Raw genomic sequence first — 14,824 nt, 5'->3', positions numbered from 1 at the left:
GGTCAATATTGTACATTCTTAAATGATCAAAACTGTACATTTTTAAGTTGACATTTATACTCACCATTTAATTTGTATAGAAGCAATGTTAAAATCAATAAAATATTAGAATCATATCCATATAGATCTGTAGTATCAAAACAATGTATACGTCTATTTAATCCTTCTAAAGGAATTGTTTCTTCGCGAATATTAGTTAAAATAAGATCTAAATCTAACCAATCCTTTGATAAGTTAAAATCAGAAATAGATTCCGTTTGATTTTTAATAGCCTCCATATATAAGGTCATCATAATACGAGTATAGTCAACAATGTCTTGAAAAAAAACTTGTTTTGACTTAGAAATCGAAATGGCTCTTTCATAGTACTTCTGGGCATGTGTTTTTGGTTCAGCATCTTCAATTCGGTATTCTAAGATTTCATTTATTTTCTTAAAATACCATTTGATTAACTTATTAAAATTCACCTTATTCTTTAATTCAACCTTTTCAAAATGATCATACAATTTTTCTGCGATTCCTTCCCTAGAAGGTTCTTTCATAGACTTAAATTCAATGAAATTATTCAAATCTAATAAAACACAGTCACGAGTTACATCATCAAACTCTAACCATGTATTTTCAATTAATTCTCGTACTTCCATATTTACCTCTCTTTTTTATACGAATCCAATTAAATAATAAGTAATTTTATTGCAACAATAATAGTCGTATTCTTCATCATAGACATATTCTGCTCTTACAGAAAACAGAAGAACCTGCAAAGAACTCAAGCAAATATCACTTTTAATTCAGTGGGTTCACCATTACCACATCCGGTAGCTAATTCCTATTATAAATGTCCAATGTAAAAATATTGTGAATTCCATTCAATTTGTTGCGATTGTTCTTATTTGATCTAAAACGCCTAATTTTCATTATAGTAGATAAGGTCAGCTTTGACTTTTTATATAAATTAGAACCCTCAACAAAGAGGATTCTGTTTACTCAATATATATTTTAATACTACTTCCATTTTTTGAAAGTCAATTGGTTTCGTTATATAATCATTCATCTTTGCATCAAATGCTTTTTTCTTATCTTCCTCAAACGCATTGGCAGACATAGCTATAATTGGAATATTGGCCTTTTCAAATTGTGAAAGATGTCGAATACAATGTGTTGCCTTATAGCCATCCATATTTGGCATTTGAATATCCATTAAAATCAAATCATATGTGTTGGATGGTTGACGTTGGATTTCATTCACACAAAGAATTCCATCTTCTACAACCTTTACTTCAAAACCCATTTCACTAAGAATAGTACTTGTAATTTCTGCATTTAATTCATTATCTTCGGCCAATAAGATTCTTTTACCCTTAAAATCAATATCACATTCATTTGAAGATTCGATATTTCTATAAGTATAATCTTTATCAGCAAGCTTATGTGGTATGGTAATAGTAAAAGTACTACCCTTACCAAGCTTACTCTCTACTTCTATACTACCATTCATTAAGTCCACAAAGTTTTTGACAATAGCCATACCAAGTCCTGTACCTGGAATTTTAGATAGAGTTGTATTTCTTTCTCTTGTAAATAAATCAAATAAAGATGGCAAGAATTCTTCACTCATTCCAATACCAGTATCTGTAACCTTTGTTTGAATCAATACATATCCTTCTTTATCATAAGGATGTTCTTGTACATCAATCAAAACTTTACCACCTTCTGGCGTATATTTAATCGCATTACTGATTAGATTGGATAGAATTTCCTGCATCTTTGTAGAATCGACAATAACATATTTGTGTTCAACATTCACATTTTCATGTAATTCAATATTCTTTCTTGAAGCTTCTGCCGCAAATACACTACAAACAAGTTGAGATACATTTCCAACCACCTCAAAGTTTTCATCCAACTCCATCTTACCACTTTCAACACGAGCCATATCCAACACGTTATTGATAATAGAAAGTAATAATTTGCTGGATTGTTCAATCATTTCTTGATAATGAACCAGTTTAGGATTTGTTAATTCCTTTTTCATCAATTGAGAATATCCCACAATCGCATTCATCGGTGTACGAATATCATGCGACATATTAAACAAGAATATAGACTTAGCTTCATTCGCCTTTTCAGCCTTGATCTTTTCTTGGCGTAAAGCCTCTTCTTGTTCTAACTCACGCTTCTTTTCTTCCGTAAAATCACGATTTGCGAGTAATACACTCACTATATGACCATTCTCATCGTATTTTTGAGGTACAATCATCGAAAGAATCCAAGTTCCATCTGTCCTTTCACAAGTATGGAATAAGGAATTCTTTCCTTCAAGACGTTTTGCGATAGTCTTACTATCATAAAATTCAATACTACTCTCTCTAAATGGTTCGGTAATCAAACGATTTACTTGCTCTAATAATATATTATGATCCATCTGAGTATAACGCCCGTTTAAGCCGGGAATATTATTTCCTTTAATCAATTCCACATCGTCTGTCTCTAGATTAATCAAACAAATATAGGAATACCCAGCCGATAATGCCTCAACTTCATGTCGAGCCTGTTGCACCTGTTTACTTAAAATAATTGGAAACTCTTCATCTTCCAATTGTTCTTTATCTGGAATCGAATGATGAATATGAAGTACTTTCCATTGCCCATTTTTCATTCCATAAACAATAGTAAAGCGAGAATCCAAATGCATAATTGTAACTTCTTTATCATAAAGACCATAAATTTGAACAGATCCATACACAAAGACACATTGATCATCCACAATATTTTCTTCTATTTCTAAATCTTTAAATTCAAAATGAATATTCTTTCTTTTCTCCACATCAAATTTGAAAGAATTTAAAAAGTGCTCAATATTTTTAAAGAATTCTTGTTTTCCCGTACCAATAATACTCGCATTGGAATCTAAAAAATCTTGAATCGCAACATCACTCAATATATTCGATCCTAGATATGTTTCTAACAATTGTCTAGTAAGTAACTTAAAATCCTGCATAACCTCAACTCCACAAAATAAAGGCATCATCACAAATCAGACAATGCCACATTGTATTATTCAAACTGATTTGAAAAAAGATATATCATTACATATATGATACCACAAAATCTAGCTTAAGTTATTAATACTATCATCAATACTAGTTCCTAACATAGTATCATCTCTTTTTCATTCTAGAATTATTTTATAAAATGTAGTATCATACATGAAAAAACTAACTTGTGATGGATAAAGCTGGGTTGGCTGTGCCAGTAAGATGTAGATCGAGATGCCAATGCTTGTGGGGTTAGTTTATCTTTTTATACTAAATTCATTTCTTCTATTGCATGTAATAAATCATCTTTTTTAAATGTAATTAAATCCTTATCAGATATTTCATTCAAACTAGCCAAACGATTCGAATGTGCCTTTTTACTCTTATCAAACAAGTTACGCATTTCTCGACCATTCGCAAAATTATCTGGCTTATGATTACATAACTCATTTAAATATGACTTTAATGTATCTTGTGCTTCTAAATCCATCCTAAAATCATTTTGTTCACACAACAATCCAAAAATTAAAAATAATTCTTCTTCAGAATAATCATCAAAATGAATATATTCATTAAATCTAGATTTTAAGCCCGGATTTGATTGTAAGAAAGATTCCATTGGATCATCATATCCAGCAACAATCACAATAAACTCATCACGATGATCTTCCATCGCTTTTAATAAAGTATCAATGGCTTCTTGACCAAAATCATTCTCACCCTTAGCCAAAGTATAAGCTTCATCAATAAAGAGAATGCCACCCATAGCTTCATCAATCTTTTCCTTCGTTTTTAACGCTGTTTGTCCAACATATCCAGCCACCAAATCACCACGATCCACTTCAACTAAATGCACATTTTCTAAGATTCCCAATTGTTTATAAATTTTAGATAATAATCGCGCAATCGTTGTCTTTCCAGTACCAGGATTTCCCTTAAACACAAGATGTTTAGAAGTATTCGAAACCTTATACCCCCTACTCTTTTTAAGTTCGTCTATTTTCAATTCATTAATGATTGAATGTACCTGTTGTTTTACTCCATCCAATCCAATCATGGAATCCAATTGTTTTTGAAGATCTTCTAAAGATTCTTCAGACTCCACCTCAATTTCATCCTGAACCATTTCTTCTTTGACTCTATCAACAGCTAAAGGTTTCTCTTCTTGTTTAATATCCAATAGTTTAATGTATTGAATAAAATAATCCTTTATAATATCCTTCTTATCATTCTTATTAAACAAATAATAACGGCCTAGTTCATACACAAATTTTGCATACAAAACTTTTACAATAGGCATTAAATTTAATGTTTGAAAATCAGAAAACCAAGAATGAACAGAAATAACGTCATTCAAATTGTCTTGTGAACCAAGAAACACTTTATTAAAGTAATCCATACGAAGATCTGCATGATCTAAAGATATGATTTTTATAAACCCAGCAATATTATTTAAAATAACCTGCTTTACATTTAAATGACCACCATCTTTATCAATCAATTCCTGCTCTTTTGAACATGCCAATAATAATTTAGCCAATGATTGTTTTACATCTATATCCATAATTACAACCTTCTTTATGCATATTGAATTTGACTATGCAACGAATCATATAATTTCGATGCATCCTCACCCTCAATACCATTAAACATCTCAGAAATTTCTTTTTCCAATTCATTCTGAATTTCTTCACTCGTCTTTTCATGAAAAACATTCAATAAAGATGTATCTTGAAGAGTTAAAATAATTTCCTGATTATCAATCACTTCTTGTTTTTGATCTTGGACCTGTTCTAAGAACTCATTATAATACGTATCCATTTCATCCGTATTTAAACCTAAATCAAAAATGCCATGATCTTGCAACAACTCAATAAACCAAGATTGAGTTAGAGTATCATATAAACTCATCCACTTATTATGAGACGTATGCCAGACTTCATCACCACTCAAAATATCTTTATAGTTAAAATAATATTGTTCATCAAAGAAACGCAATGATGCTGTATACATTGAAAGCATCATAAATACAGTAAGAATCATATTGTCCTTATTATCAATCAAATCGGATTTTAAAGAATCAATCATCATATCCAAGACAACATATAAGGAATCCACTAACTTACGCATTTGTTCTTCACTATAAGGCTTTTGTTTCTTACGACAATCCAACATATCCTGATAATCACTAATCACCTTATTGTATTCTGCTTTAATATGAAGTGCAGTCCCTTTATTTAAAGTCTGTTGAACCTTTTCAATTGCACCAACAATCTCTTCTTCCATAGAATTTAATTTTTCATATAGAATCGCAAAAGTAGCCCAAGTCGAAACTAGATTCACACCATCCAAAATCAATCCTATATTTTGAATCTTAGATAAATTCTTCATCATCTTCATATTCTGATTTAATAATTTAGAATTCTTTTGAACTGCCTTTAAAACTTCTTTTGCAGCCACCTGCTGTTCTGCCTCTTTAAAAATGTTATTTAAAGCAACCTGATAGAACTTCTTAAAACGCTTATTCTTTTGACGAACTACGATTTCCATAAAATTCTTATCATTCAAGAATTTACGCAGTTCCTCTATTGTTTGTATTACCTCAATTTCATCCATACCTAGTCTCCATCCTTTAATTTGTATAAAAGCAATGTCAAAATCAATAAGATACAAGAATCCATATTATATGGATTATGGAAATCAAAACGAGGCTTACGCTTATTAATTCCAAGTGCTGGAACCGTTTCTCTACGAACAAAAGTAAGAATCGTATCCATATCCAAACATTCTTTAGATAAATCAAAATCAGAGATCAACTTCGATTGATTTTTAGTAACCGCCATATACAAACACATCATAATACGTGTATGATCCATCAAATCCTGAAAGTTTACTTCTTTAGATTTACTAATAGAAACCGCCTTTTCATAATACTTCTGTGCACGCGTCTTCTGTTTCGATGTTTCAATCTGTGATTCTAAAATCTCATTCAAACATTTAAAATATCTTTTGATCAACTTATTAAAATCACAATTATTCATTAGTTCAACCATCATAAAATGATCATATAACTTCTCAGCCACAACTTCCTTAGTTATATGTTTCAAGAACTGAAATTTAATATAAGCATTTAAATCCATCAAAACACAATCGCTAGTCACATCACTATAGTCTAGCCATGTTGATTCTACAAACTCTTTTGGTTTCATATCCTATTTCTCCTCATTATTAATATTTCCATTGAATCTTACCACTTGAAATATATTCATTAATGTAATCTATATCTTTTTCCCAATCACCAACCGCATCATCCATGTGAGCTTTCTTTCCTATAAATCGAATATTAAACTGTAGTTGTGACTTTATTTCTGAAGCCGTCATCAAATGATTCTTTAAAATAAAATTCAATAATTCATGTCTTGCACCTGTACTTAATCCATTTGCTCCTACACTATAACCAAACAATTTTAGTTTAGAAAACTCTCTTAAATCCATCTGCTTAAATACAATGGGCTGTCCTGTTTCACTTTCAAAACTTGCCGCGAAATAATTAATGTCCAAGTTGTATCTATTTAACGTTTGTATAAATGATTGTTTCATATCAAAATATTTATCACACCGACTACAATAATGCATAGGAATACTCACTATATCAAACGTTTTAGATTTAGGATTCTTATAAGCTAGTTTTACTACAACATCCTCTACAGGATGAATCCTTGTTGCATGATTGTTACTTGATCCAATCAATTGAATCTTATAAACAAGTCCAGGTATTCTTCGTACATCTGTATAAGATGTATTTTGTACTGTTACTTTCTTTTGTAAAACATAACATGAATTATCTTCTTGAACTGTTTCATCTTTATTTATTACATACATTATTGAATCTTGATATTCTTTATCTACAAACCGTAATCTGCCATTTTTAAAACTTTGTGGAAAATGATAAGACCGTTTATTTCCACTATAATCAACAAGAATATGCGATCCTTTCATTTGAACAAATATTCCTTTTCCATACGAAAGATCAACAATAGGCTGATTTATATATAAATCTTTGTCGAATCCAGTAGAAGATTGTTGATTTTTAGATTTTAAATAATCGAGATACGAAATTTCCTTTATTGACTTAATATAAAATCCTTTATCTTTATCAAAATCATCTTTCAAAATAAAATAATTTTGGCATTTTTTACAAAAATACATCCTTAATTTAATATCTTGTGAAGATTCATGGAATATAGGATACTTTCGTTCTAAAACCTGATGGCATTTATAACATACTTTGCCATCAATTAGTGAAGCTTTAATTGGAAACACATCAATGTTTTCATTTTTATTGTTTTTTTGTTTCTTTAGATTTTTATTGTTTAAAGAATTACTTCTCTTAAATGTTTCTACTATATTATTCAAAGTCTGATGCTTTATTAAATGAATTTTCAGAATATTAAAAACTTGAGTATAGTCATTTGCTATCTTACTATTTAAAAAATATGCATTATTTAATGGGTCATACATTGTTGGAATTTCATATAATGTATATTTTGAATTTTTAAAAAAAGATATTTCCTGGACATTTAATATAGTATTTAACTTTCGCATATCAATGTTATTTAACACGTATATAGTTTTAGGCAGATTGCGTTCAACACTTATATTTTCCTCATTAAATTTAATAAAATCTATGAATATCGTATTATGCTTTTTAAACAAATCTAGATTTCTTTCATAAATTTTAGTATTGATATAAAATCTTTTCGTTTTTTCATCATAACGTGATGGAATATAATAACATGTATTATTTGTGACTCTGAAATCAGTACATTCAATTAATTTTTCTTTGATCATCATTTTTTGAAGGTCTTTTTCTTCCATAATGCAAAATATACCTGGTAAATTATGCATTTTTTTGCTTTTTCCATCCACTCTTAAATTTCTAAAATTATAGATTTTAATTTTTCCCTCAGATTCTAAATACTTTACATCTTTATAAGTTGTTTCAGATATGTAATATTTATTTGAAACTTGATCATATTTTGCATGAATAATGTATTCATTTCGCTTTTTATCTGTAAATCTTTGTATATCAATAAATCCGAAGTTTTTAATGATTTTATCAAATTCATTATTATTTAAAACATACAACTCATTTGGAAGTAACTCATATTTATTTACGTAAGGAAATCCGTCTATATTTCTTTCATCGCATACTTTTATTTGAAGTTTATTTAGTGTATTAACAAAATTTTCATAAGTTTCTTGATTAATGTAATACCTTTGCATCGTATCATCACAGAATGATTTCACTCTATATAATTTATTATTATTTACAAACTCTTGTATCTCTACTAACGAGCAATTTTGTGATAACTTTTTTAATTGGGAATTGGTAACTAAATAAAACTCTCTTGGAAAAGGATAATACTTATATAAATTAACTACAGCATATCCTTTTGATGTTTGTCCTAATAATCCGCTTTTAATGCCCCTAACATTAATATAAGCTCTTCTACACTTAGGGCATTCACATGCACGAACTTTTCCAAATTTAATATAATTTGCTCCTAAATCTAGATTTGTATTTTCTTTAGTTTTGTGAATTGGACAATATATCATTAGTGAGAACTCCTTAATATGTTTTTTTATTTTTCAATAGTCAATAAAATATTTATTTATATTCTGATTATTCTAGCAATTTATTTCTAAAAATTTTTGACTTCATTGACTAATTAAATAATTACTAAATGTAACGACATCTATTTTATTAATAACCAAAATTATTTAATGTCTTAATAAAAATAAATTTCTTCATTCTTGCACAGTCAACACATATAACTATTATAGCGCTTTCAGCATATATTTGATAGGCTTAAAAAGTTGGCTTTTATTATTCTGATAAAAAAGACCAAATAGAACTCACTTCTTCTATTTGGCATCTTTTGAAAAAAATTATTGAATAACGGTTTCGAAATGTTTTGAGATATATTTCGTTTCTCAAATTGTAAAAAGCTAAATCACCTAACCAACATTCAAGTTTATAGTGATTATTAACTTATAACCAGGTAGAAAAATCATCTATATCTTCCCATAAACTAGTCAGTACAATATCATCACTCTTTGGCCTTATTACTTTTTCTTTATTAACTTTAACTAAAATAGGCACCTTAATAGCATTTCCAGTAATTACTGCTTCTCCTTGCCCTAAACTTGGTATCATTTGAAATGAGAATTTATCTAATGTGGGCATTGTATTTATCAGCATATTTAGATCATTATCATTTACTAACCTATGGATAATATAGTTATGTATTTGAGACATAATAGTTGGTGAAATATCTGAAGGTCTTTGACTTGCAATTGTTATAAAAAAGCCAAATTTTCTACCTTCTTTTATTATCTCTTCAAATATTCCAAGCCTATAATCTTGCCAATCATCACTATTCCTTCGGATTTGTCCATTTAAAATATTATGTGCTTCATCTATTATTAAATGTTTAGTTTTTTTAACTGTCTTACATGATGTCACATATTCTTTATGATCATCATAAATCATTTTGGAAAATAACATTGGAATTAGTCGAGTTGTTTCTTGATTAGCATCTGCAAGTGAGATGATATTCATAAAAGCATATGAATCACTAATATTGTCGACTAAGTCAATTACTTTTTCTAATGAATTTAATGAATTTTCAATTCTTTTAAACAAAGGATTGATATATTCTAGATTTGTTGATTTCCAAGCAGATACATAAATCCTTTGAAAAGCTAAAAAGTATTTTAACTTCTCAAATTCAGAAGAGTCTTCAATTATAGATATAACATCATCTTCAATCTCATTGATTTTTAATTCTTTTATGCCATATTGTGATAATTGTTCACCATCAATATAGCCATCCTCAATTTTTAAATTTCCATAATCATTATAAAAATGCAACTTTTTTAATTTATCTAACAAAAATGTATTTACATTCATTTTTTCAGCTACTTCTACCCAGTCATATAAGCTATTAGCATTAACAGATTTATGACTTACTATAATCCTTTTCAACAAACCTATTTCCATTTGACCAAATGTAGAAGCAGAATTTCTAACTTTTTCATTATATGTTCTCATGGCATTTCGTAAAAAAGGAACTTGAGTACCCGGCTTAGCATCAAATAAGATAGATAAAATGTCTGCATCTAAAATATAATCTTTTAAAATTGGAAGTTTCTGCCCACCACACTTCCCAGTATTGATTGTAAAAACCTTTTTAAATTCATCACTTAAGGCAAATTGATTTTCTTGAGTGTATTCACCATTAAAATCTATCACAAAAAACTGTGAACGTTTTTTCATATTTTCAGCATATTTTGTTTGAAATAATTCTTTATATAGTTTATGTAAAGTATTTGATTTACCACTACCAGTGTTACCAAATATTCCAATATGTGATGCAAAAAATCGGTTTACTGGTATATTGATATCATATTCTTCTAGAATTGATTTACCGATATTAACAGTTAATTCATTTTTATAAATACCATATATAAGATTTAATTCGTCTTTTGTTGTTAAAGTTACTACATTACCAATCATCGGTACATATTTACTAGTAACATGAAAATTATTGTTTTCTATTACACCTTTTACCTTTAAACTTATTATACGTTTAATACTGTTTTTCGAAAACGTATTATCAAATTCATCATTACTAACATCGTTTTGCAAATCGATAATTTTTTCAGAAAAAACAGTTGCAATAATTTTAACATCATTTTGGTTGATAGTTAAATAAGCACCTACCTTAGGGCCAGTTAAAATATCTCCATACCAAATATAATCTGAATCATTTGTTTCATTATACATACCAACTTTAGATAAATTGCCATCAACTTCAATAATAACACCTACTCTTTTATTCTGTTTCATAATTAGCCTCTGACTTAATAAACGTAGTTAAATCGGCGAATGTAAAATTTTTTAACTGTTTATCGTCTTCAATAAAATTATTTGGAGATATTAAATGTAGATTAGATGGAATATTCTTTAAATTTAAATTATCTTTAATTACATTTATATCATCCTCAGAATAAGTAAATATCATTACTATTAACTCATTAATTTTTAAAGCTCTTTTTACCATTTTTGCAATATGCTTATCTTGAAATGAAAAACCTATAACAATTAAGACAGACTGAGGTTTATCTAGTTCAAGTTGAAAAATTCGTAGCATTTCATGAAAATGATTATTCATGAATGTTTCCTCAGCTTCTACACCAGTAGGAGGAACTTTGACAAAACCTTGTTGGATAGTATTACAAACTTCAATATTTTCATCTTTTTTAGCCCAGTTTATAGATCCATGTGGTTTAAGTAAATTAATCACTGTCAACTCATCAGTATAATTATCATTAAGGCCACGATAAGATGTTGTCCTATTAAAATTAGAACCATCTAAATATTTATGAAAATATCCACTTGTTCCATCATTAAATATAAAATTATTGGTTTGAAGTAATCTATCTATCGCATTCTCAATAAACAAATCATAATTAGTTGTAAAAACATTAACTGATTTTGGAGTAATTCTAGAATTCGCCTTATCCATTAAAGCTAATATCTCTTTAAAAAAATCAGTATATGTATCTGCGATACTTTTACTATCTCCTTCTAATTTACCAACCAACAATGATTCCATAGCTTCTTTAACGCTTTTCATCAAATCCTCATTTTTTTCTTCAGAATTTTTACCCTCACAATCTTTCATCAATTTGATTGCTGGATATGAAGCCCCCGACCCTATTAACACATTAAGTCTTTTTGTAATCATTAATGTCCGTAAACTTTCAAGAATTTTTAAATTACATTTGATAAGAATCAACTCCTTTCTTTCAAAGTCTTCAATTCCTTGACAACTTCATACTTAATTCCAGTATCAATCACTTCAAAATGCTTTCTACCACAAAGAATCTTTTTCTTTTCAGACCCCTTAAGATCATTGATGTTTTCTGTACCCTTAGTTTCAGCTACAAAATACAATTTTTCTCCTTCAAACGTATTTAATACAACTGCCCAATCCGGATTATAATTTCCAATTGGTGTATCAATCTTAAATCGACTTGGTAATTTTGCATATAGAAGAACATCGTCATCATTTTCTGCATCTATCGCAAATTCACGTTCAATTTCTGAATCATAAATTACATGGTCATAGATATTTTTATCAGAAGAAACATCTAATACATTTCGATCCTTATATCCATACAATTCTTCATCATTGAATATGAAATCTTGTTCGTAATAGTCATCCACTTTTTTGTATTTGATTCCTTCAGTTAAGTTTTCTTTCTTAACAGACAACAAGATTTTTGATACTTGTTTGATCCATTCTTCTGGATTTTCATAGAATTCTTTTAATCTACCTGACTTAGATACAATTTCAATAATTGTCTTTCTTAATAAGTCAGTTGAATCCTGTAATCTACGAATAAAATCCGGATATGTCATTGTATCAAATTCATATACTGCACCTAGTTCTCTCACTTGACTACCCACATCTTTTACACCTTGTTTTGTAATGTCTACATTTGTGATTTGAGCATCAATCTTGTCTGGACGAATACGAGGCATGTTTTGAATTTGTTCAACAGCTTCCTTTTTAAATTTATCCATATCCATATTGATTGTATAAACCGTCTTTTGTTTGATTTTATTCCATAAAGACACAAATTCAGGAGAAAGTTGAACCTCTTTATTTAATTTAACAGGAACCTTTGTAGAAGCATCCTTAATTTCAATTTCTCTAGAAAGATTATCAATACGCTTCATTACTTTTGAAGTAAATGATTCATATTGTTCAGGTAATACAAACTTATCATCATGCTTATCCTGATGATATTTATTTGTTATTTTACCCTTAGAAGTCATATACTCGTTTTTGACCAAGTAATTATAAATTTCTTCAGACTGTTTCTGAGACAATTCTATCAACGTACCATCATATTGTTTTACGGCAATACCAGTAAAACTAATTGGCTCAATAATACCAAATTTAAAGTTATCATTTTCAAGTTCTTTTTGAAGTGTACTCGCAAAATCCTTATAAGATTCATTCGCAATTACACTTAGAGTATTAAACTTAGAATCTAATACACGCTCTCCATTTTGATTAACACAAATGCGTAAACCACGCCCAATCTTTTGACGTTTTGTCATAGTATCTTTAGTTTCTACTAAAGTACAAACCTGGAATACATTTGGGTTATCCCAGCCTTCTTTTAAAGCTGAGTGGGAGAAAATAAATCGAATAGGTTCATCAAAAGATAATAAACGTTCTTTATCTTTCATAATCAATTGATAAGTTGTCTCATCATCATTTGTAGTTCCACTAGAATTTTTTACTCTTCCCTTACCATCCTGTGCAAAGTAGCCATCATGCACTTCCGTAGGATCTAATGAGATATAATCGCCATATTTTTCACGCAATACTTTATATTTAGGAAGATTGATCAATTTTGTATATTCTTCTTCAAACCAACGCTGATAATCCCCTTTTTCATCATCTCTAGAATAGTCGCGGTACTTACTAACTTCGTCAATAAAGAATAAACTTAGTACTTTTATACCTTGCTTAATATAGGATGTTTCTTTATTTAAATGCATCTCAATCGTTTGACGAATCTGAGCACGCTTTAAAGCAGTCTCATCTACATTACCGATAATTTCTCCAACATAAAGTCTCTCACCATTTGAGAAATCAACATATTCATCGCCTGGATTACATGAAATATTATCAATAATAAAGCCATTATCCTTGTAGTAATCTACCTCATTAGATAATTCCCACAAATCATCTCTTGTTTTAGCTGTAATTGTTTTCTTATCTATTATACCCGTTTTCTTGTTATTCATATAAATCTCTAAACGACATGTAAATACTTTTTTTAAAGATACACTCACCAATCTAACATAAGGCTTCGTGCTCGCTTCATTACTTGTAATAGAAGCCACCTCAATATGCTTAACAAGATTCTCTTGATATGCATCAACTGGAGTTAAACGATACATTAAATCATACATTTCTTTATGTGTAGCTGAATAACGCAATGTACATAAAGGATTCAATGAAGCGATGGCTTCCTTAGATTTTTTAGTACCATCTACAGACTGTGGTTCATCAATAATTACAATTGGATTTGTTCCAGCAATCAAATCAATTGGCTTATTACCATTTAATTTATCACTCGTTCTATGAATCAAGTTTGCCTTTGTTTCTTTAGAAGGATCTGTAAAGCTCTTTCTAAACGCATCAATATTAATAATCATGATTTCAATATTTGTGCTCGTCGCAAACTCTCTAATTCGTTCCAAGTGATTTGAATCATAAACAAAGTAGTTATAAACAACATTGTCATACTTTTCTATAAAATGCTCTTTAGTCGCATTTAAAGAACTGTTTACACCTTCCTTAATCGCAATACTGGGAACTACAATAATAAACTTAGTAAATCCATAACGTTTATTAAGCTCTAAAATTGTTTTCGTATAAACATACGTTTTACCAGTACCCGTTTCCATTTCAATCGTAAAGTTTCTCTTCTGTAGATCCTTTGCCATTTGAATATCATTACGCTCCTGGATATTTTGTACATTATCAAGCATAGTAAAATCATCAATAGACAGCTTATTTGAATGTCCAATAAAATAGTCTACACCTTCTGTATCAAAATCCAATTTATTTCTATTTGGTACTATGTCAAGAAAAAGGACTCATAAAATAGATAAATTTTAAATTTTAATG

At 29.0% G+C, this 14,824-nt stretch carries 9 protein-coding genes; all 9 read right to left on the bottom strand.

The genetic code is table 11. The features are described from left to right. Positions 1–26: 26 nt before the first annotated feature. Positions 27–644 (bottom strand): hypothetical protein, encoded by a 618-nt coding sequence (locus DWY01_RS10675; RefSeq protein ID WP_117996105.1) that lies wholly within the window; start codon positions 642–644, stop codon positions 27–29. Positions 645–964: 320 nt separating this feature from the next. Then, positions 965–3,001, bottom strand: a complete 2,037-nt coding sequence (locus DWY01_RS10670; protein ID WP_243002005.1) for an ATP-binding protein — start codon at positions 2,999–3,001, stop codon at positions 965–967. A 302-nt stretch (positions 3,002–3,303) separates the two neighbouring features. Next, a complete protein-coding gene (locus tag DWY01_RS10665) occupies positions 3,304–4,602 on the bottom strand; it encodes an AAA family ATPase (RefSeq protein ID WP_117996103.1) in 1,299 nt (432 codons plus the stop codon). A gap of 14 nt (positions 4,603–4,616) precedes the next feature. Next, positions 4,617–5,654, bottom strand: coding sequence for a hypothetical protein (locus DWY01_RS10660; RefSeq protein WP_117996102.1), 1,038 nt, complete (start codon positions 5,652–5,654; stop codon positions 4,617–4,619). 2 nt (positions 5,655–5,656) lie between these two features. Continuing rightward, entirely contained in the window at positions 5,657–6,247 is a 591-nt protein-coding gene (locus DWY01_RS10655; RefSeq protein WP_117996101.1) for a hypothetical protein, read from the bottom strand. A 19-nt stretch (positions 6,248–6,266) separates the two neighbouring features. After that, positions 6,267–8,657 (bottom strand): hypothetical protein, encoded by a 2,391-nt coding sequence (locus tag DWY01_RS10650; RefSeq protein ID WP_117996100.1) that lies wholly within the window; start codon positions 8,655–8,657, stop codon positions 6,267–6,269. A 436-nt stretch (positions 8,658–9,093) separates the two neighbouring features. Then, entirely contained in the window at positions 9,094–10,953 is a 1,860-nt protein-coding gene (locus tag DWY01_RS10645; protein ID WP_117996099.1) for an ATP-binding protein, read from the bottom strand. After that, positions 10,940–11,854, bottom strand: a complete 915-nt coding sequence (locus DWY01_RS10640; RefSeq protein ID WP_117996106.1) for an SIR2 family protein — start codon at positions 11,852–11,854, stop codon at positions 10,940–10,942. Before DWY01_RS10640 ends, DWY01_RS10645 begins: the two co-directional genes overlap by 14 nt. A gap of 47 nt (positions 11,855–11,901) precedes the next feature. Then, entirely contained in the window at positions 11,902–14,757 is a 2,856-nt protein-coding gene (locus DWY01_RS10635) for a DEAD/DEAH box helicase family protein (RefSeq protein WP_243002004.1), read from the bottom strand. Positions 14,758–14,824: the final 67 nt, after the last annotated feature.

Source organism: Eubacterium sp. AF22-8LB (assembly GCF_003458715.1).
GTDB lineage: Bacteria > Bacillota_I > Bacilli_A > Erysipelotrichales > Erysipelotrichaceae > Holdemanella.
The sequence above is the reverse complement of the archived record's forward strand: the minus strand, read 5'-3'. Positions and strand labels throughout refer to the sequence as shown.